25 protein-coding genes are annotated in these 25,295 nt (G+C 64.6%); 11 read left to right on the plus strand and 14 right to left on the minus strand.

Annotated features, from left to right (window positions below):
* Positions 1-29: 29 nt before the first annotated feature.
* Together MNR02_RS01390 and MNR02_RS01395 are read right to left on the minus strand one after the other, a co-directional pair.
* Positions 30-1,265, minus strand: a complete 1,236-nt coding sequence (locus tag MNR02_RS01390) for a multidrug effflux MFS transporter (protein WP_241947822.1) — start codon at positions 1,263-1,265, stop codon at positions 30-32.
* On the minus strand, positions 1,262-1,747 hold the full coding sequence (locus MNR02_RS01395; protein ID WP_241947823.1) for a MarR family winged helix-turn-helix transcriptional regulator: 486 nt from the start codon (positions 1,745-1,747) through the stop codon (positions 1,262-1,264). Before MNR02_RS01395 ends, MNR02_RS01390 begins: the two co-directional genes overlap by 4 nt.
* Positions 1,748-1,921: 174 nt before the next feature.
* On the opposite strand from MNR02_RS01395, the gene MNR02_RS01400 reads away from it, so the two are divergent.
* Complete coding sequence (locus MNR02_RS01400; RefSeq protein WP_241947824.1) at positions 1,922-2,563, plus strand: LysE family translocator; 642 nt, start codon at positions 1,922-1,924, stop codon at positions 2,561-2,563.
* Here the strand turns inward: MNR02_RS01400 and MNR02_RS01405 are convergent.
* Together MNR02_RS01405 and MNR02_RS01410 are read right to left on the minus strand one after the other, a co-directional pair.
* Positions 2,560-3,951: a sensor histidine kinase gene (locus MNR02_RS01405; RefSeq protein ID WP_241947825.1), complete on the minus strand. Its 1,392-nt coding sequence runs from the start codon at positions 3,949-3,951 to the stop codon at positions 2,560-2,562. The genes MNR02_RS01400 and MNR02_RS01405 overlap by 4 nt on opposite strands.
* Positions 3,948-4,622, minus strand: coding sequence for a response regulator transcription factor (locus MNR02_RS01410; RefSeq protein WP_241947826.1), 675 nt, complete (start codon positions 4,620-4,622; stop codon positions 3,948-3,950). Before MNR02_RS01410 ends, MNR02_RS01405 begins: the two co-directional genes overlap by 4 nt.
* Positions 4,623-4,722: 100 nt before the next feature.
* Between MNR02_RS01410 and MNR02_RS01415 the strand changes: the two genes are divergently transcribed.
* From MNR02_RS01415 to MNR02_RS01435, 5 genes are all read left to right on the plus strand, one after another.
* Positions 4,723-5,766, plus strand: coding sequence for an ABC transporter substrate-binding protein (locus MNR02_RS01415; protein ID WP_371746726.1), 1,044 nt, complete (start codon positions 4,723-4,725; stop codon positions 5,764-5,766).
* 221 nt (positions 5,767-5,987) lie between these two features.
* A complete protein-coding gene (locus tag MNR02_RS01420; RefSeq protein WP_241947828.1) occupies positions 5,988-6,932 on the plus strand; it encodes a tripartite tricarboxylate transporter substrate binding protein in 945 nt (314 codons plus the stop codon).
* The gene (locus MNR02_RS01425) at positions 6,929-7,417 is read left to right on the plus strand and encodes a tripartite tricarboxylate transporter TctB family protein (RefSeq protein WP_241947829.1); all 489 of its coding nucleotides are present in this window, start codon (positions 6,929-6,931) and stop codon (positions 7,415-7,417) included. Before MNR02_RS01420 ends, MNR02_RS01425 begins: the two co-directional genes overlap by 4 nt.
* A 10-nt stretch (positions 7,418-7,427) precedes the next feature.
* On the plus strand, positions 7,428-8,945 hold the full coding sequence (locus tag MNR02_RS01430) for a tripartite tricarboxylate transporter permease (protein WP_241601051.1): 1,518 nt from the start codon (positions 7,428-7,430) through the stop codon (positions 8,943-8,945).
* A gap of 153 nt (positions 8,946-9,098) precedes the next feature.
* Positions 9,099-9,263: a hypothetical protein gene (locus tag MNR02_RS01435; RefSeq protein WP_241601052.1), complete on the plus strand. Its 165-nt coding sequence runs from the start codon at positions 9,099-9,101 to the stop codon at positions 9,261-9,263.
* Between the two features lie 120 nt (positions 9,264-9,383).
* Here the strand turns inward: MNR02_RS01435 and MNR02_RS01440 are convergent, their stop codons facing one another.
* Positions 9,384-10,502: a DUF475 domain-containing protein gene (locus MNR02_RS01440; RefSeq protein WP_241947830.1), complete on the minus strand. Its 1,119-nt coding sequence runs from the start codon at positions 10,500-10,502 to the stop codon at positions 9,384-9,386.
* Positions 10,503-10,882: 380 nt separating this feature from the next.
* Between MNR02_RS01440 and MNR02_RS01445 the strand changes: the two genes are divergently transcribed.
* From MNR02_RS01445 to MNR02_RS01460, 4 genes are all read left to right on the plus strand, one after another.
* Positions 10,883-12,943: a M3 family metallopeptidase gene (locus MNR02_RS01445; RefSeq protein WP_241947831.1), complete on the plus strand. Its 2,061-nt coding sequence runs from the start codon at positions 10,883-10,885 to the stop codon at positions 12,941-12,943.
* Positions 12,944-13,102: 159 nt separating this feature from the next.
* On the plus strand, positions 13,103-14,665 hold the full coding sequence (locus MNR02_RS01450) for an alkaline phosphatase (RefSeq protein ID WP_241947832.1): 1,563 nt from the start codon (positions 13,103-13,105) through the stop codon (positions 14,663-14,665).
* A gap of 134 nt (positions 14,666-14,799) precedes the next feature.
* Positions 14,800-16,626 carry a translational GTPase TypA gene (typA, locus tag MNR02_RS01455; RefSeq protein ID WP_241601056.1) on the plus strand — a complete coding sequence of 609 codons (1,827 nt, stop codon included), beginning with the start codon at positions 14,800-14,802 and terminating at the stop codon, positions 16,624-16,626.
* A 204-nt stretch (positions 16,627-16,830) separates the two neighbouring features.
* Complete coding sequence (locus MNR02_RS01460) at positions 16,831-17,337, plus strand: GNAT family N-acetyltransferase (RefSeq protein ID WP_241601057.1); 507 nt, start codon at positions 16,831-16,833, stop codon at positions 17,335-17,337.
* A gap of 7 nt (positions 17,338-17,344) precedes the next feature.
* On the opposite strand, the gene MNR02_RS01465 is transcribed toward MNR02_RS01460, so the two are convergent.
* Positions 17,345-17,959 (minus strand): hypothetical protein, encoded by a 615-nt coding sequence (locus tag MNR02_RS01465; RefSeq protein ID WP_241947833.1) that lies wholly within the window; start codon positions 17,957-17,959, stop codon positions 17,345-17,347.
* A gap of 135 nt (positions 17,960-18,094) precedes the next feature.
* Here MNR02_RS01465 and ppa point away from each other — a divergent pair, with 135 nt between their 5' ends.
* Positions 18,095-18,628, plus strand: coding sequence for an inorganic diphosphatase (gene ppa / locus MNR02_RS01470; RefSeq protein ID WP_134649307.1), 534 nt, complete (start codon positions 18,095-18,097; stop codon positions 18,626-18,628).
* A gap of 3 nt (positions 18,629-18,631) precedes the next feature.
* On the opposite strand, the gene MNR02_RS01475 is transcribed toward ppa, so the two are convergent.
* The 8 genes from MNR02_RS01475 to hemC form a co-directional block, all read right to left on the minus strand.
* Positions 18,632-18,958 carry a DUF167 domain-containing protein gene (locus MNR02_RS01475; protein ID WP_241947834.1) on the minus strand — a complete coding sequence of 109 codons (327 nt, stop codon included), beginning with the start codon at positions 18,956-18,958 and terminating at the stop codon, positions 18,632-18,634.
* 4 nt (positions 18,959-18,962) lie between these two features.
* Entirely contained in the window at positions 18,963-19,256 is a 294-nt protein-coding gene (locus tag MNR02_RS01480; protein ID WP_134649308.1) for a YggT family protein, read from the minus strand.
* A gap of 98 nt (positions 19,257-19,354) precedes the next feature.
* Complete coding sequence (locus tag MNR02_RS01485; RefSeq protein WP_241947835.1) at positions 19,355-20,071, minus strand: glutamine amidotransferase; 717 nt, start codon at positions 20,069-20,071, stop codon at positions 19,355-19,357.
* Positions 20,072-20,074: 3 nt separating this feature from the next.
* Positions 20,075-20,563 (minus strand): TerB family tellurite resistance protein, encoded by a 489-nt coding sequence (locus tag MNR02_RS01490; protein ID WP_241947836.1) that lies wholly within the window; start codon positions 20,561-20,563, stop codon positions 20,075-20,077.
* A gap of 100 nt (positions 20,564-20,663) precedes the next feature.
* On the minus strand, positions 20,664-22,280 hold the full coding sequence (locus MNR02_RS01495; protein WP_241947837.1) for a heme biosynthesis protein HemY: 1,617 nt from the start codon (positions 22,278-22,280) through the stop codon (positions 20,664-20,666).
* Between the two features lie 13 nt (positions 22,281-22,293).
* Entirely contained in the window at positions 22,294-23,511 is a 1,218-nt protein-coding gene (locus MNR02_RS01500; RefSeq protein WP_241947838.1) for a COG4223 family protein, read from the minus strand.
* A 99-nt stretch (positions 23,512-23,610) separates the two neighbouring features.
* Positions 23,611-24,336 (minus strand): uroporphyrinogen-III synthase, encoded by a 726-nt coding sequence (locus MNR02_RS01505; protein ID WP_241947839.1) that lies wholly within the window; start codon positions 24,334-24,336, stop codon positions 23,611-23,613.
* A gap of 2 nt (positions 24,337-24,338) precedes the next feature.
* Complete coding sequence (gene hemC / locus MNR02_RS01510) at positions 24,339-25,268, minus strand: hydroxymethylbilane synthase (protein WP_241947840.1); 930 nt, start codon at positions 25,266-25,268, stop codon at positions 24,339-24,341.
* Positions 25,269-25,295 lie beyond the last annotated feature (27 nt).

Below are 25,295 nucleotides of genomic sequence, written 5' to 3' on the forward strand. Positions count from 1 at the left end.
CCCGCTGCCGGAGACGGCGGCGGGTTTTTTCATTCCGAGGGTTTGCCCGTGGAGGTTGCCCCGGCAAGGACGGGTTCGCGCCCGCAGACCGCGCGATACCAGGCATAGGCCAGCACGGCCATGAGGCCCATGGACGGGATGATGATGCCGAAGGCGAAGAGCGGCATGCCGATGGCAGCGGCGATCACGCCGGCAAGGAAGCCGGCCCCCATCTGGATGAAGCCCATCGCCGCCGAGGCGGAGCCCGCGATATGCGGAAAGGGCTCCATGGCGGCGGTCATCATATAGGGCATGATGAAAGCGATGCCGAAGGCGTAGAGGCCGACCGGGCCCATGACGCTCAGAAAGGTTGGTTGCGCAAGCACATGGGATGCCAGCACGATGAGGATGCTGGCCGTGCCGATGCAACAGAGGCCGGCAATGACGATCCCGTTGGCCGTGAGCCGCCGCATCAGGAGCCGCACGGCGATGGTGCCGAGGAAGAAGAAGCCGGACTGCATGAGCATGCCGACGCCGAACTGGGTGGGCGTCAGCCCGACGCGATCGATGAGGATGAAGGGCAGCATGGTCGCCTGGCCATAGAGAGCGCCCAGCGCGCCGGCTATCACCAGCGTCGCCGACAGGAAGCGCGGGCTGCTGGCGATGGTGCGGTAGGCGCTCAGGATCGGCCGGATATGGCCCTTGGCGGGATCCGGCGTCGTCGTTTCGGCCATGCAGAAATAGACGATGCCGCAGGCCGAGAGCGCAAAGCCCACCATCAGGAAGAAGATCGACTGCCAGCCGAACAGGCCGAGCGCGAAGCCGCCGAGCGTCGGCGAGACGGCCGGACCGATGGCCAGCATCATGCCGACCATGTTCATGATACGGGCGGCCTCGCTGCCGGTGAACTGGTCGCGCACGATGGCGCGCGACACCGTCGTGCCGACCGAAACGCCGATGCCCTGCACGAGGCGACCGGCCAGCAGCACCTCGACGGTCGGGGCGAAGGCCGCCATCATGCTGCCAACGAGATAGACGGACATGAAGATCAGGGTCGTCTTTCGTCGACCGAGCACGTCGGACATGGTGCCGGATACCAGTTGCGAGAGCGCAAAGCCGGCGAAATAGAAGGAAAGCGTCAGCTTGATTGCGGATTCCGTCGAGGCGAAGGCGTGTACCAGCTCGGGCATGGCGGGCGTGTAAAGCGCCATGGAAACGGGGCCGATGGCAACGAGAAAGGCGCTGATGATGGAGGTGCGGCGCTCGCTCATGCGGGCCTGCGTCATCGTCCGGTCTCCCGGGCAAGCGTCAGGGCGGCGTCGTCTTCCTCGAGTGCCGAAAGATTAGCGCGCAGCAGCTTCAGGCGGCCGTGGATCTGCGCAAGCTCGTCTGCGCCGATGCCGCTCGTGACCTGTTGCATCAGGTCGAGCTGTTCCGTGCGGATGCCTGTTATCAGGGTGCCGGCGGCGGGGGTGGTGAAGATCAGCTTGGCGCGGCGGTCGGCCGGATCCGGCCGCCGTTCGATAAGGCCGAGGCTCTGGAGGCGGTCGAGATAGGTGGAGAGCGTCATCGGTTCGATGCCCATGCGCTGGGCGATGTCGAACTGACGGCTTCCTTCGAGCGAGGCGATGCGGACGAGCGTGCGGGCCTCGCCCGGGGTGAGGCCAAGGCCGGCGGAGGCGATACGCCGTTCGAAGGCGCTTCTCAACATGCGCGCGACGTCGGTGAGGACGAAGCCGAGCGCATCGGGATCGGGGCGTGACGACATGGAGGCTTTCAGACAGCTATTCTAAGTCTTGCTTACTATTTCCCGTGGCCAGTCGCAACCGGCAAGCCCGCAGCCCTTTGCATGACTGCCTTGCATCGCGCGGATCCGCGCCTGACACCATCTTGACGAATCCCCTGAAAGCCCTGAGATTGAGCGATCTTCTGGGGGCAAACCATGACAGCCACGATGTTCTTCGGCGCCTTTATGGCCGCCCTTCTCTACGTGCTCATTCCCGGACCGGCCTTCCTTGCGCTTCTCGGCATCGGGGCGGGGCAGGGGCGCAAGGCCGGTGCGCTTTTCATGGGCGGTCATCTGGCGGGTGACCTGCTCTGGTCGGCGCTGGCGCTGGTCGCCATCGTCGGGGCGCGAACGATCGGCACGACGGTCTTCGACGTGCTCGGTCTTCTGTGCGGTTTCTATCTGGCATGGATCGGCTGGTCGGCGCTGCGGGCAAAACCGCGGCAGGACGGCAGCGCGGTAATGACGGTGGAGCGGCCGCTGCGGCGTGGCCTCGTCTTCGGGTTGACCAATCCGAAGGGTTATCCGGTCGCACTGGCGACCTTCACGGCGCTGCTGGCGGGGTCCTCCAACGCGCTCGATTTTTCCGCGCTGCCGGCGCTCCTGGGCGTGTCCTTCTTCGGCTTCCTCGTGGCCGATGTCATCCTGATCGGGATCATCGGCGCGGGCCTGGTGCGGCGCTTCTATCGCCGCCATGAACTCGCCATCGTGCGCCTGTCGGGCGTGCTCTTCATGGGCTTTGCCGTTCAGGCCGTATGGCACGCGGCGCCCGGGCTGCTCGGCTGGCGCAAGGCCTAGCCGGCCGCCACCGGGAAGCGGACCGTTACGCGTAGCCCGCGATCGTTTTCGCCGCTCTCCAGCGAAACCGCCGCATCGAACAGTGCGGCGATCTCCTCGACAATCGGCAGGCCGAGGCCCATGCCCGGTGCATCGCGATGTTCGCCTCGCGAAAACCGTTGGCGAGCGAGGGGACGCCGTTCGAGTGGAATACCGGGTCCGTTGTCTTCCACCGCAAGCACGGCCGTATTCTCCGCCTGCCGAACGCTGACCGTGACCTCCGCGCCGCGCCCGGCATAGGCGATGGCATTTTCCACGAGGTTGCGCAGCAGTTCGCCGAACAGCAGCGGCTCTGCGCGCGCAAGCACGGGACCATCCCCTTCATAGCCAAGGTCGATGCCGGCATCCGCCGCTGACGGTACGCGGTCGGCGATCAGTTGCTGGGCGAGGGCGGAAATGTCGATCGGCGCGGGGCGCCGGGGCTCGTTCGACCCGGCGGCATCGACCTTCGCCATCAGGAGAAGCTGGGCGAGGATGCGTTCGGCATGGGCGACGGCTGCATCGCCCTTGCGCGCGGCCTCCTGGGCTTCTTCCAGCGTCGTGGCACGGCTGGCGAGCGCGAGCTGCGTGCGGATGATGGCGAGCGGCGTGCGCAGCTGATGGCTGGCATTGCCGGAAAAATGGCGCAGCGCATCGAGCGCGGATTGCAGGCGCACCATGAAGGAGTTGACCGTGTCGACCAGCCCCTGCACCTCGCTTGGCGCGCGCTGCTCGATCGGGTGGAGATCATCGGGGCTGCGCTCGGCGATGGCATCGCTCAGGCGATAGAGCGGCCGGAGCGACACAGTGACAGCGATCCACACGATGGCGGCGGCGCCCGCGATCATCATGGCGAGGCGCAGTGCCGAGCGGATGAGGATGGCCTGCGTCAAGTGGCGGCGGGCGATGGTTGTTTCGGCGACCGTGACCGCGAAGGGTACGGAGTTGATGCCCGTCGACGCCGAGCGGTGAAGCACGGCGATGCGGATCGGCTCGCCGCGGAAGGTGGCGTCCTGGAACCTCATCGACTGGCCCTCCGCCTGGGCGATGGTGGGCAGGTTCTGGTAGCCTGTGATGAAGTGGCCCGGTGGACCGTCCACGCGGTAGAAGACCCGGTCCTGGGCCGCCGAGGTCAGCATTTCCAGCGCGACATAGGGAATATCCACCTCCAGCGCGCCGTTCTCCGTCACCACGACGCGTTCGGCAATGGCGAGCGCAGAACCGGCAAGCACGCGGTCTGAGACGGAATTCGCCGTCTTCACGGCCTCCCGGTAGGTATCGACGAGGGCGATGACGCCGATGACCGCTGTCGAGACCAGCAGCCAGGCCAGCAGGCGGCGGCGCAGCGAGGAGGCTGGCAAGAGGGTCAAGCGACGGTCGCCTTGTCGAGATAGTAGCCGATGCCGCGAGCCGTGCGCACCGTCAGGCCGTGCGGCGCGAGCCTTTTCCTGAGCCGGCTAACGTATTGCTCGATGGCGTTGGCGGAGAGATCGTCGTCGAAGGCGGCGAGGGACTGCATGATCGCCTCCTTGGCGACCACCTTGCCGGCGCGCATGAAGAGGATTTCGAGCAGCCCGAGTTCGCGGGCGGGAATATCGAGCGGCGCGCCATCAGCGGAAAAGGTACGGGAATTGAGGTCGAACGCCACGCCGCCATAGGTGACGGCGGCAGACCGCAGCCCGGCCTGACGGCGCAGCAGCATGCGCACACGCGCCTCGAATTCCGAAATGTCGAAAGGCTTGATCATGTAGTCGTCGGCGCCGAGGTCGAGCCCGCGCACCCGTTCCTCCGGCGCGCCGCGGGCGGTGAGGATCATCACGGCCGCCTTGTTCTGGCGCGCGCGCATGGAGCGGAGAACGTCGAGCCCGTCCATTTCCGGCAGGGTCAGGTCGAGCACGACGAGATCGAAGTTTTCCGTCGCGATGGCCGCATCGGCGGATGCACCGTCGCGCACCACATCCACGGCATGACCGGTCCCCTTGAGGATCGCGGACAGGCCGTCCGCCAGGGCTTCGTTGTCCTCGACCAGCAGAATGCGCACGTTTTGTCCTCCCGAGGCCAACGTAGCGGGCGGCGGCGGACTTGTGAACGGCCTTGCGCTTTGGCAAGGTCTTGCGATGCGCCTTGTCCTCGCCTTCCTGATGCTGCTCGCCGTGATATCGTGCGCCTTTGCGGAGGGAACGCTGTTTCCGGCCAGGGGCGGAAAAGCGGATGCGGCGGTTCTCGTCGTCTATTCCTCGCTCGACGAGCCGCTTGCGCGTCCGATGATCGCGGGCTTCCAGGCGGCCAATCCGGATGTGGCGGTGCGCTATGAGGAAATGCTGACCGGCGAGGTGCATGACCGGATCGTGCATGAGACGGATGCCGGCCAGAAGACCGCCGACTTCGCCTTCTCTTCGGCCATGGACCTGCAGGTGAAGCTGAGCAATGACGGCTATGCCCAGCGCAGCGACCTGCCGATGAGCGAACACTGGCCGCAATGGGCCAACTGGCGCAACACCGCCTACGCGTTGACCTTCGAGCCGGCCGTCTTCGTCTATCACAAGCCGAGCTTCAAGGACCGCAAACCGCCGGCCTCGCGCGCCGAATTCGTCGAATACCTGAAGAGCGAAGGCGAAGCGGTTTACGGCCGGATCGGCACCTACGACATCGAGCGCTCGGGCGTGGGCTTTCTCTTCATGGCGCGCGACCAGGAGCAGTTCGGCGATATCTGGACGGTGATCCGGGCGATGGGGGCAGCCGGGGTCAAACTCTATTCCACCAGTTCGGCCATTCTCGAGCGCGTGGCCGACGGGCGGTTCGTGCTCGGCTACAACATTCTCGGCTCCTATGCGGCGGACTGGGCCTCGCGCAATCCCAATGTCGGCATCGTGCTGCCGAAGGACTATACCGTCGTCATGTCGCGCATCGGCCTCGTGCCGCAGGCGGCGGCGTCTCCGGAACTCGGCCGGCGCTACCTTGCCTTCTTCATGTCGAAGCAGGGGCAGGAAATCCTGTCGCGCGAATTGCAGATCGCGGCCGTCAGCCCGGAGGTCTCCGGTTCCAATACCGCGCGCACCATGCGGGCCCTGCTCGGCGCGCAGCTGAAGCCCGTGCCGGTCAGTCCCGGTCTTATGGTCTATCTAGACCAGGTGAAGCGGGCGCGCCTCATTGCCCGCTGGAACGACGTGCTGCGCATGCAATAGGCTTTTGGGCGTCGCTGAAAGGCAGCGCGTGGCCATGTCAGGTAGATGTCAGCTTCCTGTGTTGGCTTAGGGGTCTTCCCATCCGTGGAGGCGGAGGGAAGACCGGGAGGAAAATTCTGTCGCAACGCGCCCGCCAGCGGGCGTGTGCCGTTCGTGGCTGCGCGTGTCCTCTCGCCAAGCAACGATATGCGCGTAAACCGCGCCTGACGGAGGACAGACCCTTGAAACATTTCTTCCTGGCATCCCTTATCGCCGGCGCCCTGGCGCTTCCGGCCGCGGCCGCCGATTACACGATCATCGCGCCGGCCGGTCCGGGCGGCGGCTGGGACCAGACGGCCCGCTCGATCCAGACCGTGCTGCAGGACGAGAAGATTTCCGGCAGCGTGCAGGTGGTGAACGTTCCGGGCGCCGGCGGCACGATCGGCCTTGCCCAGTTCGCCAGCCAGAACAACGGCAACCCGAACGCGCTCATTGTCGGCGGTTACGTCATGGTCGGCGCGATCCTCACCAACCAGTCGCCGGTAACGCTCAAGGACGTGACGCCGATCGCCCGCCTGACCGGCGAATATGAGGCGATCGTCGTTCCTGCCGCCTCGCCGATCCAGAATCTCGAAGACCTCGTCAAGGCGCTGAAGGCCGATCCGGGCGCGGTGTCCTGGGCCGGCGGTTCGGCCGGCGGTACGGACCACATCACGGCCGGCCTGATCGCCAAGGCGGCCGGCGTCGATCCGACCAAGATCAATTATGTCGCTTATGCCGGCGGCGGCGAGGCGCTTGCCGCGATCCTCGGCAACCAGGTGACAGCAGGTATTTCCGGATACGGCGAGTTCGAAGCCCAGGTGAAGGCCGGCACGCTGCGTCTGATCGCCATTTCCAGCGCCGATCGCATCGAGGGCATTGACGGGCCGACCCTCAAGGAAGGTGGCCTCGACGTCGTTGTTGAGAACTGGCGCATGATCGCGGCCGCCCCCGGCCTTTCGGACGAGCAGGTCGCGACCATCAATGGCGACATCGAAAAGTTGGTGAACTCCGCCGCCTGGAAGGACACGCTGAAGACCAAGGGCTGGCAGGACACGTATCTGGCCGGCGACGCTTTCAAGGAGCAGCTCGACAAGGACGTGGCCGCAACCGAAAGCATCCTCAAGGACATCGGGCTCGTCAAATGAGCGAGGTTCCGTCCTCTCACGCAAAGCGCCGCCCCGACCGGGCGGCGCTGTTCATCGCCCCGGTCCTGTTCGTGCTTGCCTGCGTCATTTGGTGGGATGCCGGCCGGCTTGCGGAAGTGATCAACTATTCGCGCATCGGCCCCGCCACGGTGCCGCATGTCGTCGCGATCGGGCTGGCGCTGCTCGCCGTCTGGACGGCCTTCGAGGCCTGGCGCGGGGATTTTCCCGAGCGCGAGCCCATCGAGGTGCAGCCGGTCGTGATGATCGTCGCGGGCCTTGCCGGGCAGATGCTGCTCCTGAAGACTGCCGGCTTCTCCATCGCCACGGGCGTGCTCTTCGCGCTGACGGCCTTCGGTTTTGGCCGGCGCAAACTTTGGATTTCCCTGCCGATCGGCATTGCGCTGAGCTTCGTCATCTACGTGATCTTCGGCCGCTTCCTGCAACTCTCGCTGCCCGCCGGGCCGCTCGAGCACCTGTTCTTCTGAGGGCCTGGCGATGAATACATTCGAATTCCTCCTGCAGGGGCTGATCATCGCCGCCCAGCCGATGAACCTGCTCTATGCGCTGATCGGCGTAACACTCGGCACTGCGGTCGGCGTACTGCCCGGGATCGGCCCGGCGCTGACGGTCGCCCTGCTTCTGCCCGTCACCTACAAGCTCGATCCGGCCGGATCACTCATCATGTTCGCCGGCATCTATTACGGCGGCATGTATGGCGGCTCGACCACTTCGATCCTGCTCAACACGCCGGGGGAAAGCGCTTCCGTCGTCACCGCGCTCGAAGGCAACAAGATGGCGCGTGCCGGCCGCGGCGGGCCGGCGCTGGCCACGGCCGCCATCGGCTCCTTCGTCGCAGGCCTCATCGCCACGCTCGGCCTTGCCTTCATCGCGCCCTTCGTCGTGAAGTTCGCGCTCTCCTTCGGGCCGCGCGAGTATTTTGCGCTGATGGTGCTGGCCTTCGTGACGGTGTCGGCGGCGTTCGGCGATTCCACCCTGCGCGGGCTGACGGCGCTCTTCGTCGGGCTCGGCCTTGCCGTGATCGGCATCGACCAGCAGACCGGGCAGGCACGCCTCTCCTTCGGCGTTCCCGACCTGCTCGACGGTATCGAGGTGACGACGCTGGCCGTGGCGATGTTCGCCATCGGCGAGACACTTTTCGTCGCCTGTCAGGGCAACCGCATCCCCGAGAAGGTGGAGGCGGTGAAGGGCTCGGTCTGGATGAATGCGCAGGACTGGGCGCGCTCCTGGAAACCCTGGTTGCGCGGTACCGCCATCGGCTTTCCCATCGGCGCCATGCCGGCCGGCGGGGCGGATATTGCGAGCTTCCTGTCCTATTCCACGGAGCGGCAGTTTTCCAAGCACAAGGACGAGTTCGGCAAGGGGGCGATCGAGGGCGTGGCGGGGCCGGAAGCGGCCAACAACGCCTCGGCCGCCGGAACGCTCGTGCCGCTCTTGTCGCTCGGCCTGCCGACGACTGCGACGGCGGCCATCATGCTCGCTGGCTTCCAGCAATACGGCCTTCAGCCCGGTCCGCTCTTGTTTGCGACCAATCCGCAGCTCGTCTGGGGCCTGATCGCCAGCCTGCTCATTGCCAATTTCATGCTGCTGGTGCTGAACCTGCCGCTGATTGGCCTGTGGGTGAAGCTGCTGACCATTCCCAAGCCGTGGCTCTATGCCGGCATTCTGCTGTTTGCGACGCTTGGCACCATCGGCGCCAATCCCTCGGTCTTCGAACTCGGCATGCTTCTCGTGTTCGGCCTGCTCGGCTTTGCCATGCGGCTGTTCGGCTATCCGATCGCGCCTGTCGTCGTCGGCCTGATCCTCGGGCCTATGGCCGAACAGCAGCTGCGCCGCGCGCTGGCGATCAGCCAGGGCGACGTGACGTCGCTCTTCATGTCGCCCATCGCGGCCGTGCTGTTCGGGCTCGCTGTCCTTGCGGTGGTCGTGCCGCTCGTTCTGCGGGCGCGGGGCAAGGGCGAAGTCCTCTCGCAGTTTGCGGCAAACGAAGACTGAAGTTTTTCTTCTGTCGTTGAAAACAATGCAGGCCGGGGACCGTGTTTCCGGCCTGCGCTCGTTGCATGGCTGGGCTGAGAAAGCGGCTGTTGTACTTTCACGCGAAAAGCATCATCTACAGCGCGTAAGCTAAAACAGAAAGCGAGCAATACAATGACTTCCCTCCGCAATTCCTTCGCCCAGGGCTTTTTCGGCCGGGCCTTCGCCGTCCTGAGCGCTGCCAACGCAGCCGCTGCGGCCGTTGAAGGGCACCGCCGCCCGAAGGAACGCGACCTGAAGACGCTGGGCATCAATCCCATCGACTTCCCCCGCGTCTAACGCTTAAATAATCCCCGAACGAAAAGGCCCGCTGGTCGCAAGACCGGCGGGCCTTCTGTATTTGGTGTTGCTTTTTCTCTACTTGAGAAAGCCGGCCGTCCGAACGGCCGGCTGCCATCGTCAGGCGTTCTCGCCGAGCTGGGTCGCCACGCGGTCGGAGGCGGAGGCATTGGCATGGTGCCCCAGCGCCCGTTCGCGCCTGTTGTAGCGGATCGAGGACCAGAGCGAGATGCCGATGAGCGTCGCGCCGCCCAGACCCGTGATCACCTCGGGAATGTGCACCAGCGTCTGGCAGTACATGACCACCGACAGGATCAGGATCGCATAGAACGCGCCGTGCTCCAGATATCGGTATTCCGCAAGCGTGCCCTTCTCCACCAGCATGATGGTCATCGAGCGCACATACATGGCGCCGATGCCGAGACCGATAGCGATGATGAACAGGTTCTGGGTCAGCGCGAAGGCGCCGATGACGCCGTCGAAGGAGAAGCTGGCGTCCAGCACTTCCAGGTAGATGAACGCGCCCAGGCCGCCCTTGGCGGCTTCAGACATTGCCTTCTGCGAAGCATCGAGCAGGCCGCCGATGACTTCCACCGCCAGGAAGGTCAGGAGACCGTAGATGGCGGAAAAGACGAAGGTATTGGCATCCTCGCCGTCAAGCAACCGCGAGAACAGCACGATGAGCAGCAGTACGAAGGCGATCTCGATGCCCTTGACGGTCGCGGAGCGGGCCATGTGCTTCTCGATAAAGCCGATCCAGTGCACGTCCTTCTCATGGTTGAAGAAGTAGGTAAGGCCGACCATCATCAGGAAGGTGCCGCCGAAAGCCGCGATCGGCAGGTGCGCGTCGTTCATGATGCGGGCATATTCCGCAGGCTCGCGGGCAGCGAGGATGAGCGCATCGATCGGGCCGATACCGGCGGCGATGACGACGATCAGGAGCGGGAACACGATGCGCATGCCGAAGACGGCGATGAGAATGCCCCAGGTCAGGAACCGGCGTTGCCAGACCGGCGTCATGTCCTTGAGCTTGTTGGCATTCACGATGGCGTTGTCGAAGGAGAGCGAGATTTCAAGCACCGCCAGGACCGCGCAGATGAAGAAGACGGTCGCCATGCCGGCGAGCGTGCCTTCGGTCTGCCATCCCAGCCACGCGCCGAGCGCGAGACCGATGACGGTCGAGATCAGAGCCCATTTGAGATAGGAAAGTGTGGTCTTGCCTTCGCCGGTGCCGATCATGACAGCGCCTCCATCTTCGTGGAGGTAAGCGAAGTGACGTTGCGCATACCACGACGGGCATGCGGGTGAGGCATGGTGAGATTATTCATGTGCGTATGAATCCGCCGGCTGATTGCTGGCGGTACCGACATCACGAGAGCGCCGTAAAAACTCTCGCCAGAGGGGCCCGGCACCAGGGTTCGCCGCGGCAAACGATGTCAAAGGACCGCGGGTAGGGCTGTTTTCACCGAAGTTGCCCTCCGCGTCAAGATGCAGCGTGCCGCAGGCCAACAAACGCGCCTTTGCGTCTTTCGTTCCCCGATTTTGCATCGGCACCCTGTACCAACGCCCCCGTCCATTCCTATATTCGCCGCACGCTGATTTGCCAGAAAGGAACTTCCATGACCGAAACGTCGATCGATCCCGCCCTCGTCGAGTGGACCGGCCTCAACGGCTTGCCGCGGTTCGATCTGGTCAAGGACGAGGCCTTCGCCGCAAGCTTCGATGCAGCCCTTGTCGCCCATGAAGCGGAAATCGACGCGATCGCCAACAGTCCCGACGTGCCGACCTTCGAGAACACGGTCGTGGCGCTGGAGATCGCCGGCGACGCGCTTTCGCGCGTTTCCGCGCTGTTCTGGAGCCGTGCGGGCGCCAACACCAACGACACGATCCAGGCCCTGGAACGCGAGATCGCGCCGAAGATGTCGCGCCACTATTCGAAGATCGGCACCAATGCCGCCCTCTTCCGGCGCATCGATGCGCTGTGGGAAGGCCGCGCCGGCCTCAATCTCTCGCTCGAGCAGCTGCGCGTGCTGGAGCGGCACTGGAAAGGCTTCGTGAAATCGGGCGCCAAGCTGGAGAAGGCCGATCAGGACCGGCTTTCGGCGATCAACGAGACGCTGGCGGGGCTCGGCGCGAAATTCGGCCAGAACGTGCTTGCCGACGAGAAGAACTGGGTGCTCTTCCTCGACGAGGGCGAGGCACTCGACGGCCTGCCGGATTTCCTCAAGGACGCGATGGCAGCGGCGGCCCGCGAACGCGGCGAGGAGGGGCGCTATGCCGTCACGCTGTCGCGCTCGATCATCGAGCCGTTCCTGACCTTTTCCGCCCGCCGGGAGTTGCGCGAGCAGGCGTTCCGGGCGTGGGTGGCGCGCGGCGAGAATGCCGGCGAGACGGACAATCGCGGCATCGTGAAGGACACGCTGGCGCTTCGCTCCGAAAAGGCGGGGTTGCTCGGCTACGAAAACTTTGCTGCCCTGAAGCTCGATAACACCATGGCCAAAACACCCGAAGCAGTGAACGGCCTGCTGATGCAGGTGTGGGAAAAGGCCGTGGCCCGGGCGCGCGAGGAAGAGGCGGAACTGGCCGAACTTATCGCGGAGGAGGGACGCAACCACGAGGTCATGCCTTGGGACTGGCGCTACTACGCCGAAAAGCTGCGCGCCAAGAAATTCAACTTCTCCGAAGCCGAGCTGAAGCCCTATCTCCAGCTAGAGAAGATTATCGAGGCGTGTTTCGACGTCGCCGAACGCCTGTTCGGCATTCGCGCCATCGAAAAGAAGGGTGTGCCGGTCTATCATCCCGATGTGCGGGTCTTCGAAATCCGCGACCGGGACGACAGGCTGGTCGCTATGTTCCTTGGGGACTACTTCGCCCGCTCCTCGAAGCGGTCAGGCGCCTGGATGAGCTCCTACCAGAGCCAGCATCGCCTGCCGTTGACGAACGGTTCGGTCGGCGAGATCCCGATCATCTACAATGTCTGCAATTTCGCGAAGCCTGCCGAGGGCAAGCCAGCGCTTTTGTCGCTCGACGATGCGCGCACGCTGTTCCACGAATTCGGCCATGCGTTGCACGGCATGTTATCCGATGTCACCTATCCCTCGGTCTCCGGCACCGGCGTTTCGCGCGATTTCGTGGAACTGCCCTCGCAGCTTTACGAACACTGGCTGACGGTGCCGGAAATCCTGACGCGCTATGCGGTGCACTACCAGACCGGCGAGCCGATGCCGCAGGCCCTGCTCGACAAGGTTCTTGCCGCGCGCACCTTCAATTCCGGTTTCGCGACGGTGGAGTTCACCTCCTCGGCGCTGGTGGATATGGCTTTCCATACCCGGGGACCGGTCGAGGATCCGATGGCGGTGCAGGCTGAGGTGCTGGACAAGATCGGCCTGCCGAAATCCATCGTCATGCGCCATGCCACGCCGCACTTCCAGCACGTCTTCTCCGGCGACGGCTATTCGGCCGGCTACTATTCCTACATGTGGTCGGAAGTGCTGGATGCCGATGCCTTCTCCGCCTTCACCGAGACGGGCGATGCCTTCAACCCGCAAATGGCGGAACGGCTGAAGACCTATATCTACTCCGTTGGCGGTTCGGTGGACCCGGAAGACGCCTACAAGGCCTTCCGCGGTAAACTGCCGAGCCCCGAGGCCATGCTGGAGAAGAAGGGGCTCGCCGCTTGAGGGCGCTGTAATTTGGGATGAGGGACTGTGACACCGTAGACCGCCGCCGTCATCGTCCCGTCACCAAAGCTTAGGTGAAACGTCATCGTGCCGTTACCGGGCTGACATGCCCCGGACCGAAGGTCTGCCCGTCGATTCGCGGGTATGGCCGGAGGTGGCATGGCGATTGTTCCGGAAACGCTGACGCGGCGGTCGTTTCTTCTGACTGCCGGCGCCGGTGCGCTTGCAACCTCATCGGCGCTTGCCGTTCCCTTCTATACGCGCCGGCATGGCAGCCCGTCCTTTTCCCATGGCGTCCAGTCGGGTGACGTCGATTGCGCGTCCGGCGTGGTCTGGGCGCGTACGGACCGTCCGTCTGAGGTATTGCTGGAATATTCGACCACGGAGAGCTTCACCGATGCCGCGCGCATGCCGCTGCTCGACGCGACCGGTGCCTCCGACCACACCGTCAAGGCGCTGCTGCGGGATCTGTTGCCGGATCAGGATATCTTCTACCGGTTCACGGCGAGCGATCCTTATTCCAGCCACCTCATGTCGGAGCCGATTGTCGGGCGTTTCCGCACCGCGCCGATGCGCGACCGCTCGGTGCGCTTCGTCTGGTCGGGCGATACGGCGGGGCAGGGCTGGGGCATCGACGATGTCGGCATGAAGACCTATTCGACCATGCTGCGCCACGAACCGGATTTCTTCATCCATTCCGGCGACACGATCTATGCCGATGGGCCGATCCCCGACGAAATCACGCTGCGGGACGGCGGTGTTTGGAAGAACCGCATCGTTACCGACGAGAAGCGCGATGTCGCGCGCACGCTGGACGAATTCCGTGGCCAGTGGAAATACAATCTGCTCGACGACCACCTGCTCGCCTTCAACAGCCAGTGCCCGACCTTCTTCCAGTGGGACGACCACGAGGTTCTGAACAACTGGTCGGCATCCAGCGATCTGACCGGCGACCGGCGCTATCCGGACAAAGACATCCACGTCTACGAGGCGAGGGCGCGGCAGGCCTTCCAAGAAATGACGACGATCCGCTATTGCGCGGAGGAGCCCGGCCGCATCTTCCGCAAGGTGGCCTATGGTCCGCTGCTCGACGTGTTCTTCGTTGATCTGCGCTCCTATCGCAGCGCCAACCGCTCGGCGGCGGATCATGATCTGTTCGGCCCACGACAGGCGGCCTGGTTGCGCCGTGAACTTGCAGCGTCGCGCGCGACGTGGAAGGTGATCGCCTGCGATATGCCGCTCGGCCTCGTCATCTGGGACGACTACACCAACAGCCTGGGCTTCGAGGGCGTGGCGGACGGGCTGAACGGCCCGCCGGCCGGACGCGAGCGCGACATTGCCGATCTGCTCACCTTCATGCGGGACAACGCGATCCATAATGTCGTGTGGCTGACCGCGGATGTGCATTATACCGCAGCCCACCACTACGACCCGTCGCGCGCGGTCTTCAAGGACTTCCTTCCGTTCTGGGAGTTCGTCTCGGGCCCGCTGCATTCCGGCACCTACGGGCCAAAGCCGCTCGACCGGACCTTCGGGCCGGAGGTGCGTTTCATCAAATCGTCCAAAGGCGGGATCGACAGCAACCTGCCGCCATCCGCGGGCCTCCAGTTCTTCGGCCTCGTCGACATTCATGGTGCAAGCCGCGAGATGACGGTGCGCCTTATGGACAGGGAGGATCAGGAGCTCTGGCGCATCACGCTGCCGCCCGTGCTCTCCTCCTGAAGGCGCGCGAATGCCGGAAATGCAACGGAGTTGCGGACCGCCCCTTTCGCAATTGCGGAAAAACATGTAAGAGCCCGCCCATTGAAGACGGTGCCCTCGTTTTGCGCGCGCCCCTTAACCTCAGAGATTAAACCATGTCCATCCGCAATATCGCGATCATCGCGCACGTCGACCATGGCAAGACCACGCTCGTCGATGAGCTCCTGAAGCAGTCCGGCACGTTCCGTGAAAACCAGCGCGTCGCTGAACGCGTCATGGACTCGAACGACATTGAAAAAGAACGCGGCATCACCATCCTCGCCAAGGCCACGTCGGTCGAGTGGAAGGGCGTTCGCATCAACATCGTCGACACCCCCGGCCACGCCGACTTCGGCGGCGAAGTCGAACGCATCCTCTCGATGGTGGACGGCGCGATCGTTCTCGTCGACTCGTCGGAAGGCCCGATGCCGCAGACCAAGTTCGTGGTCGGCAAGGCCCTCAAGGTCGGTCTCAAGCCGATCGTCGCGATCAACAAGATCGACCGTCCGGACGGCCGTCACGAGGAAGTGCTGAACGAGGTCTTCGACCTGTTCGCCAATCTCGACGCCACCGACGAGCAGCTCGACTTCCCGATCCTCTACGGTTCGGGCCGTAACGGCTGGATGAACGTCAACCCCGAGGGACCGCAGGACGAAGGCATGGCCCCGCTGCTCGACCTCGTGCTCAAGCACGTTCCCGAGCCGACGGTCGCCGAAGGTCCGTTCCGCATGATCGGCACGATCCTCGAAGCCAGCCCCTTCCTGGGCCGCATCATCACCGGCCGCGTCCATTCCGGCTCGATCAAGCCGAACCAGGCCGTCAAGGTTCTCGGCCAGGACGGCAAGCTCATCGAAACAGGCCGTATCTCGAAGATCCTCGCTTTCCGCGGCATCGAGCGCACCGCGATCGACGAAGCTCATGCAGGCGACATCGTCGCCATTGCCGGTCTCTCCAAGGGCACGGTCGCCGACACGTTCTGCGACCCGTCGGTCTCTGAAGCGCTGACGGCGCAGCCGATCGACCCGCCGACCGTCACCATGTCCTTCATCGTCAACGACAGTCCGCTTGCCGGCACGGAAGGCGACAAGGTGACGAGCCGCGTCATCCGCGACCGCCTGTTCAAGGAAGCCGAAGGTAACGTCGCGCTCAAGATCGAAGAAGCCGAGGGCAAGGATTCGTTCTACGTTTCCGGTCGCGGCGAACTTCAACTCGCCGTTCTCATCGAGACCATGCGCCGCGAAGGTTTCGAACTGGCCGTGTCGCGTCCGCGCGTCGTCATGCACAAGGACGAGAACGGCAACACACTGGAGCCGATCGAGGAAGTCGTCATCGACGTCGACGAGGAGCATTCCGGCGTCGTCGTTCAGAAGATGTCCGAGCGCAAGGCCGAGATGACGGAACTGCGTCCGTCGGGCGGCAACCGCGTTCGCCTGAAGTTCCTGGCGCCGACCCGCGGTCTGATCGGCTACCAGTCGGAACTTCTCACCGATACGCGCGGCACGGCTGTCATGAACCGCCTGTTCCACGACTACCAGCCCTACAAGGGCACGATCGGTGGCCGCGTCAATGGCGTGCTGCTGTCGAACGGTTCGGGCGAAGCCGTCGCCTATGCCATGTTCAACCTCGAAGACCGCGGCCCGATGATCATCGAGCCGGGCGAAAAGGTCTATGCGGGCATGATCATCGGCATCCACACCCGCGATAACGACCTCGAGGTCAACGTGTTGAAGGGCAAGCAGCTCACGAACATCCGCGCTGCCGGCAAGGATGAAGCCGTGAAGCTGACCCCGCCGATCCGCATGACGCTCGACCGCGCGCTGTCGTGGATCCAGGACGACGAGTTGATGGAAGTGACGCCGAAGTCCATCCGTCTGCGCAAGATGTTCCTCGATGCCAACGACCGCAAGCGATTCGACAAGCAGCGTGCGTCCGGCGCGGCCTGATCGCTCCTTCCCGTATCGAGACACTTTGAACCCCGGCCTTCGCGCCGGGGTTTTTCATGTGTGTGCCATACTTTTACGGCTTGTGACGTTTGTTAAAAATGCGTTAACTTTTCCTTGCGCCGTCCGGAACTCGGCTGTGGGCAATGCATGCCTTCAGGTCTTGCCGGATTCCGGTCGAGTCGGCGCAGGAATATGAGTGGTGTTATGAAGACACTGTCGATCGACGTGCGGCGCGCCGAGCCGCAGGACGCACGCGCGATATCCGAAACGCATCGGATCTCGTGGCTGCAGGCCTATGCCGGCCTCATTCCGCACAAGCCGCTGATCCAGATGGTCGACCGCCGTGGCGAGACATGGTGGCGCAAGGCGACCCGTGGCCCGGCCACGCTGCTGGTGCTGGATGTGGCGGGAACGGTCGCGGGCTATGCAACGCTTGGCCTCAACCGCGCTCGCGCGCTCCCCCAGGAAGGGGAAATCTACGAAATCTACCTGCGGCCGGAATATCAGGGCATCGGCCTCGGCCGGCAGCTTTTCGGCGAGGCGAAGCTGCTGCTCAAGTCGCTGGGCTGCAAGGGCCTCATCGTCTGGTGCCTGGAAGACAGCGACCACGCCTATCGGTTCTTCCGGTCGTCCGGCGGTCGAGACATCGCCGAGGGCATGGAGAATTTCGGCGAGAAGGACCTCAAGAAGGTCGGCTTCGTCTGGCCCTAGGCCTCGACTACTCCGCAGCGCCGGGCAGGTAACGCATCGGCTGTTCTGAAAACTTTCCCTGTTTGCCCCGCCACTCCGGCTGCGATGTGCCGCAGACGAAACCGCCAGCTTTCTCGTCCGCAATTTCGCGGGCAAGCATGTTTGCATCGTTGTTTTCGAGCGCATCGACATAACCGACGACGCAGCTTGTCGGGTTCTTTGTCGTCGCAATCGTGGAGACGACGAGGATCTGGCCGTAGCGGGTATCCGTGCTATCGGTCTGTTCGGGGTCGGCCACGAACCAGCGCGCGATGGCGGCGATAGGGGCGCCGTCGGCACCCAGCCGCCACTCGATCTTTGCGCCCGTATGGTTGAATGGTCCGAAGGTCTCGAAGGCCTCGTCGAGATAGGGCTTGCCGATTGGCCCATAGGCCTGGCTCTGCCGCAGGTCCCCTTCCTTGAAATAGACGGAGAGGTCTTTGTAGCCGGCGCATTGCAGCGTGACGCTCGGCCCTTCATCCTCCTGCGCAATCGTCTTGCAGGCATCGAGATTGCGGTCCGTATAGGCGCTTTCATTGGCGCTTGCGACAGCCGTGCTGCCGGCGGCGAGGGCGGCGGAAAGTAGAAAGGGCATCAGGCGCATGGGGATCCTCCGGTCATGGGGAAGACGGGGCTTGGACCCGGTCTATTCGGCTTCGGCGAAAGTCATGTTGCGCCGCAGCGGGATTCGCATTAGGAAGCCCGCAAATCATTGCTTTTCCAATCGAGGGAGCCCCCCATGCGTATCGATGCGATTTCCGTTGGCAAGAACCCGCCTGATGACGTGAACGTGATTGTCGAGGTGCCGGTCGGCGGTCATCCGATCAAGTACGAGATGGACAAGGATGCCGGCGCGCTTGTCGTCGACCGTTTCCTTTATACGCCGATGACATATCCGGGCAATTACGGCTTCGTACCGCACACGCTTTCGGAAGACGGCGACCCCATCGACGTTCTCATCTGCAACACGCGTCCGCTCATCCCGGGCTGCGTCATCAACGTGCGCCCGATTGGCGTCATGGTCATGGAAGACGATGGCGGCCAGGACGAGAAGATCATCGCCGTGCCGGTGCCGAAGCTGACGCGCCGCTACGACAAGGTCGAGAACTACACCGACCTGCCGGAAATCACGCTGAAGCAGATCGAGCATTTCTTCGAGCACTACAAGGATCTGGAGCCCGGCAAGTGGGTAAAGATCGGTGGCTGGCAGGACGTGACCGTCGCCAAGAAGCTGATCCTCGAAGCCGTCGAGCGCTACAACGCGCAGAAGTAAGGCTCAGCCCCGTACGGCGGCCTCCAGCCTCGAAATGATATCCTCCGGGTCGCCCTCGATCCGGAGGATTTTCTTTCTCTGGGTATCGCCGCTCAGAAGGTTTACGGCGGACTTCGCCACGCCCGACGTCTTGGCAATAAGCGCGATCAGCGCCTTGTTGGCCTTGCCCTTGTCGGGCGGGTCGCTCACCCTCGCCTTGAGGTAGCATTCGCCGTCGGCGCCGGTTTCCCAGCCGTCGACCGCATCGCGCCCGCCGTTCGGCGTCAGCCGTACCGACAGGCGCACATGGTCGTCATGGCGCCGGATCGCGGCGCCGGGCGCGACGGTCATGGGATCAGGACAGGAGAGCCGGGGCGAGAACCGTGCGGATCACCTGCTCCAGGAAGAACAGGATGACGAGCACGACGAGCGGCGACAGATCCACGCCGCCGAAATTGGGCAGCACGCGGCGGATGGGCCGGTAGATCGGTTCGGTCAGCTGGTAGAGCGAGCGGCCGATGGTGGCGATGACCTGATTGTTCGTGTTGATCACGTTGAAGGCATAGAGCCAGGAGAAGATCGCGGACGCGATCACCAGGAACCAGGCGATATTGATGATGAACAATAGGGTATTGATGACCGCTATCATTGATGTCTCCAAATGGTTTCGTGCTGACATGTAGCCATTGCGGGCGCAGCCAGCAAGGCCAGCGCCGGACGCGGCAGCAACATGTTTAACGCGGCCCCTCAGTCCTCGTGAAAGACCCGCTTGAGAAAGGCGGTCATCCAGAGCCGCAGGGCTGCGTCATGCAGCAGGCGGCCATGGAGATGAAGGCTGCCCACCTGCGCGCCGGGCAACTCGAAACGATGCGCGCCGTGAACCACCCAGCGATGCATCATGGCCAGCGTCAGTTCGCCGTGGAACTGGATGCCCCAGGCATTGTCGGCGTAGCGGAAGGCCTGGTTCTCATAATGATGGCCGGTGGCGAGCAGGGTGGCGCCCGAGGGCAGGTCGAACCCTTCGCGGTGGAACTGGTAGACCATGTCAGGCCAGGGCATCAGCGCGGCGCCGGCTTCCGTGGCGGTGAGCGGATACCATCCGATTTCCGTCCAACCCTCATCATGGCCGAAAACCTTGCCGCCGAGCTGGCGCACGAGCATTTGCGCGCCGAGGCAGATACCGAGGAAGGGGCGGTTCTCACGAAGCGGAACAGCCAGCCAGTCGACCTCTTCGCGGATGTAGGGCTCGTCGTCATTGGCGCTCATCGGGCCGCCAAAGACAACCGCGCCGGCGTGTCGGGCAAGCGTTTGCGGCAGCGGATCTCCCAGCACAGGGCGGCGTATATCGAGCGCATGGCCCATGCTCTCCAGGATCTGCCCGACGCGGCCGGGGCTCGATCTCTCCTGGTGCAGCACCACGAGAACCGGGCGCTTGCGCGGCGGGAAATTGGACAGGTCGGGCATGGTTCAGGTTTCGCCAGTCTCCTCGTGCACGGCATGCGCGCCGGTGCGCTGGGCCACTTCCTGCCGCTTCATGATGCGCTCGCGGCCGGACACGCCGAGCAGATCGGCGATGCGCCAGATAGCGTGGTCCTCCATCTCATTGCGCTCGCCGTCGGCATAGACGATCTCCCACAGCAGCCCGATCAGGCCGATACGCTGGTCTTCGGAGAGCTGGCGTTTCAGTTCCGAGGTGAAGTGGAAGAAATCGATGGCTTCGCTTTCGGCGTTCGTGCCGGCTGCGAAGAGGGCGTCCAGCTCCTTCTCATCCATGCCGTAATAGTCTTTGAAGCGCGCGCGCAGGGTCTGCTTTTCGACCTCGAGCACCTTGCCGTCCGCTTCCATGACCTGAATGCAGAGCGCCATGACGGCGACCCTCGGATCGTCGGCGGCAAAGGCAGGTTTGTTCTCGCCGCCGGAAAGGCTCGCAAGGAATTGCTGCAGGCGTTCGAACATATGGTATCAGCCCCGTTGTCGCAGGGCCCTGTCCGCTTTCAGCGGCAGGCGCCCATTCTGTTGTTATGTCCTGCTGTCCGCACGGGCAGACTTTCGCCTTCTAGAACAGCCTGAAGCCGCTCGTGCCGTCACGCTTGAGCGCGCCTTCCTTGACGCCCGGATCGTCCGGCAGGCCATAGAACGGGCGTTCCTCTGGTTCGACCGGTGCCGGCTTTGCCTTTTCAGGGACGGCTTCGGACTTGGTGCTTTTCAACGCGACGGGCTCGACTGCTGTTTCGGCCACTGCGGCCGGTTTCTCCGGCTCGACCTTGGCGACGGTGACGACATTCTCGACGACCGCGACGGGTTTGGTCTCGATCGCGAGCGGAGGAAGGGTGCGGATCGCTTCCTCGACGGAGTTGGCGGCACCGTCTTCGACGGGCGCCTGCAGCTCGCTGACGGGGGTCTTCCATTCGAAGGCATCGAGGCGGCCCGTGACGGGGGAGACGGCGCGCCATTCCGGCGATGTGATGCCGTCGGCGGTCCAGGCCGGATCACGCGGTGCTTTGAGCGCCTGGTTCATCCAGTGACGGATACGGCCCTGATCGCCGGTTTCGGCATCCTCGATATCGGCCAGAAGCAGGAAGGCGCTTTCGCGTGGCGAAAGGCGGGCCGAAGCTTCGGCCTTTGCGCGGGCCAGCGCGAAATTGCGCGTCTCCAGCGCTGCCTCGGCCACGACATAGAGCGCCTCGGCATTGTTCGGCCGCAGCGCCTCCAGCTTTTCGGCCCGCTTCAGGCGGTCGGTGGCAGAATCGCCGCTGCGGGCGCGGACGTAGAGCTTGGCGACATCCGCATGCGCCGTCGCCTTCCAGAGCTTTTCGAGGATGCTGGCCGCCTTGCGCAGGTTGTCTTCGCGCAGATAGGCCTTCGCCTCGATGAGCCCGGCGGGAACGAAGGTCTCGTCCAGCTTCAACGCCTGATGGGCATCCTCGCGCGCGCCCTTCGGGTCGGCGTCGAGCTTGTCGGCCGCGCGTGCGGTGAGCAGCACGGCCTTGCGGCGGGTGAAGGTCTTCTTGTCCTCCGCCGAGCCGGAGCGGCCATCGCCAAGCAATTTCAGTGCCTCGTCCCAATCGCCCGCTTCCGAGCGATATTCCAGCGCCGCCTCCGTCGCCCAGGGCAGCTGCGGCGCCTTCTCGGCGGCACGTTCGGCATATTGCCGCGCCGCCTCGTTGGCGCCAAGCCGGCGCGCTTCGAGATAGAGACCGCGCAGGCCGAGTTCACGCGTTTCCGGGTCATCGGCCATGAGTTCGAACTTCTTGCGCGCGTCGTCGTAGCGGCCCTCGATCATCGCGGCCTGCGCTTCGAGCAGGTGGATGAGCGGTTCCTGGTCGGCACTGAGCAGGCCCCTGGTGCGCGACAGCATCTTGCGGGCACCGGCGGCATCGCCGGTGCCGGCCGCGATCAGGCCGGTCGACAGCGCCTGGTAGCCGCGGTCGCGCTTGCGGGCACGGAAGTAGCGCTGGATGGAGTGCGGCGAGGTCCAGACGACCCGCACCAGCCACCAGCAGAACATCACGGCCGCGATCAAAGAGACGACAAGCGTCGCCGCCACCATCAGGCTCATATCGGCGCGCTGGCCCTGCCAGATGATGGACAGTTCGCCCGGACGATCGGCGAGCCAGGCGAAACCGGCGGCAAGCGCGAGGACGAAGAGAGCGAAAACGAGTATGCGGATCATGAAGCTTCTCCCGTCAGCCCTGTTTCGCCGTGGCGTTGAGCGCGCCGGAGACGACGCTGCCGATCAGCTCCTCGACCGTGACACGCTCGTCCAGCTTGCGCTTGTAATCCGCGCCCGCAGCCTGGCCTTTTTCCGGCAGTGTCTGCCATTCAATCTGCGCGCCCTTGAAATCGCCGTTCTGCAGCTTGTTTTCGATGCGGGCCACGACGGCCTCTGGGCTGTCACCCTCGATGCTGCCGACCGGGCGAACGCGGATGGCCGAGGCGGCGCTCGCCATCAGGCGGCTCATGATACCCTGCTCGCCGTCCGGCTGGTGCACGGCGTCGAGAATGGTGTCAGCCGTCTTCTGGAAGTCCGTCGCGAGGTCGGCGCGCGACGCAACGCCCACGGCCGCATGCGCGCGCAGGCCCGCGATGGACGGATCGTCCGGTGCGACGCTGGCGAAGGCCTCCAGCTCGGCGAGATAGGGGCCGCCGCGATCGATGGCGGTCTTGAGCGCACTCGCCGCCACGGCCTTGGCCATTTCGATATCGCTGCGCGGCGCATCGAGCTTCTGTTCGGCGGCGGCGATGCGTTCGGTTAGCTGGCTTTCGGTGGTGCCCACCGCCTCGCTGGTGCGGGTAATCTGGTCACGCAGGCTGGCAAGCTCGCTGTTCAGTCGCGTCACATCGCCTTCGAGCTTCGTTACGCTTTCCGGGGTCTCGCCGGATGCGCCGCCACCGTCAGCGGTGGATTTTTCCAGGGCCGCAATGCGTGTTTCGAGCGGCTGGAGATCGACCGGGGCGGCCGACGGGGTTTCCGCCAACCGGGCCTTCAGCGCCTCGACCTCGTTCGCCAGGCTCGAAAGGGCGGCATCGTCGCCGGCGCGTTCGGGGCCGGGGGCGGGGAGGTAGCCGCCATATTGCAGGCTGCCGGCGCCGAGGAGGGCGATGAGGCCGCCGAGAATGCCGGCGGCCAGCGTGCCGGCATTGCCGCGCTGCGGAGGCGGCGGCGTCTCGACGCGCACGGGCTCCTCATAGGTCGGGCGGGCGGGCTCGACCGGCTCGTCCTTCGGTTCTTCCTGTTCTGCGGTCGCGTCAGAGGCCGTTTCCGTTGCCGGCGCCGTGTCTTCCGCCACGGGTTCTTCAGCAGCCTGCCGGGTCTCGTCGCCGTTTGCGGGTACGGCTTCGAGATCGATCGTCACGGGTTCGTCGCCGCTCTTCTTGCGACGGGACGGGTTTTCCGGTTCCATGGCCGACCTCCTTGCATTCATGTGCACTGCACTAAAGGTAGACAGGGATGGCGGGGAGGGAAAGACCCTGCCGGCAAATTCATCCGCTGCGTTCTGCCGTCAGAGCAGTGCGAGCAGGCTCGCCTCATCGGGCGCGGCTGCGGTTTCCGCCTGCGCGGCAAAGCGTTCGGGCACCATGGACGCGACATTCGGGCTCATGCAGAGGACGCGTAGTGCCGCAAACCGAGCCGGCTTTTCCTCGAGCGGGGCGAGGCGGAAGAAGGCGCGCGCACTTTCCGGCGAGTAGAGAAGTACGGCATCGGGGACCGGCTCCAGCAGCGCGGTCGTGATCACGGCCGGCGGGTGGATGAGCGCCGCCATGCGGTAACTTTCTACCGCTCGGATCGGGATGCCCGCTTCGTGCAGCCTGTTTTCGAAGCCGGGCGCGCGCGGGTTGCCGGCGAGATAGAGGATGGGGTGCTCCGGCACACCGGCCGCGCGATAATGCGCGATGATGCTGTCGGCCAAGGCGGCGCCGTCACCGCCGGCTGCGTGAACCTCATGGAAGCCGACGGCCTTCATCGCATCGGCGGAGGCCTGTCCGACGGCGAAGACGCACGTCGACAGATGCGGGGTAAGGTCATGGTCGATCGTCGAAAACAGGCGTGCGATTTCGGCGCTGGTCACGGCGATGGCGGTATGCGGGGTCGCGAGTGCCGCCCTGACAGCCGCGACGTCGTGTTCGGCTTTCGACAACGGCAACAGTACGGCCTCGTGACCACGCGCGACGAGGGTTCGGGCGGTGCGGTCCGCGGCCGGCTCGGGGCGAAGCACGAGCACGCGCATGGTCAGACCCAGCTGTCGAAGAAATCGGCTCCCGCCTTCGCGCGGATCGCCTCGCCGGCATCGGCGCCGAGCGTGCCGGCGTCGCTGGCCGGGCCGCTCGTCTCGATTTCGTGGAAACGGCTGCCATCCGGCGTCAGGATCATGCCGCGGAACCGGATGTGATCGCCCTCGACGGTCGCGTAACCGGCGATGGGCGTACGACAGGAGCCGTCGAGCGTGGCGAGAAAGCCGCGCTCACAGGCGACGGCGGCGTGGGTCGCACGGTCGTCTATGGCGGAAAGCAGACCGCTGATGCGATCGTCGCCGATGCGGCTTTCGATACAGATCGCGCCCTGCGCCGGCGCCGGCGGGAAGGCAACCGGATCGAGCAGTTCGGTCGGCACGTCCGTCTTGCCAAGACGCTTCAGGCCGGCAAAGGCGAGCAGCGTGGCATCGGCCTCGCCGGCGGCGAGCTTGCCGAGGCGGGTATCGACCTGGCCACGGAAGACTATGACGTTGAGATCGGGGCGCAGGCGCCGGATCAGCGCCTGCCGGCGCAGCGAGGCCGAACCGACGGTTGCGCCCTGAGGCAGGTCGAGCAGGCGCTTTGCAGTGCGGCCGATGAAGGCGTCGCGGATGTCCTCACGCGGCAGGAAGGCGGAGAGATGCAGACCTTCCGGCAGCTTCGTCGGCATGTCCTTGGAAGAGTGCACGGCGAAATCGAGCTCGCCGGAAGACAGCTGCGCCTCGATCTCCTCGGTGAACAGGCCCTTGCCGCCAATCAGCGCCAGGGAGCGGTCGGTGATGCGGTCGCCCTTCGTGGAGAGCACGACGATCTCGAACATGTCCTCGGCCAAGCCATGGGCCGCCATCAGGCGCGAACGGGTTTCGTGGGCCTGGGCGAGCGCCAGCGGGCTGCCGCGCGTACCGATCCGGAAAGGTTTTGTTTGCATCCGCATTGATCCATTGTTACCGGGATG

Origin of the sequence: Shinella sp. H4-D48, from assembly GCF_022637395.1 — a bacterium.
GTDB lineage: Bacteria > Pseudomonadota > Alphaproteobacteria > Rhizobiales > Rhizobiaceae > Shinella > Shinella sedimenti.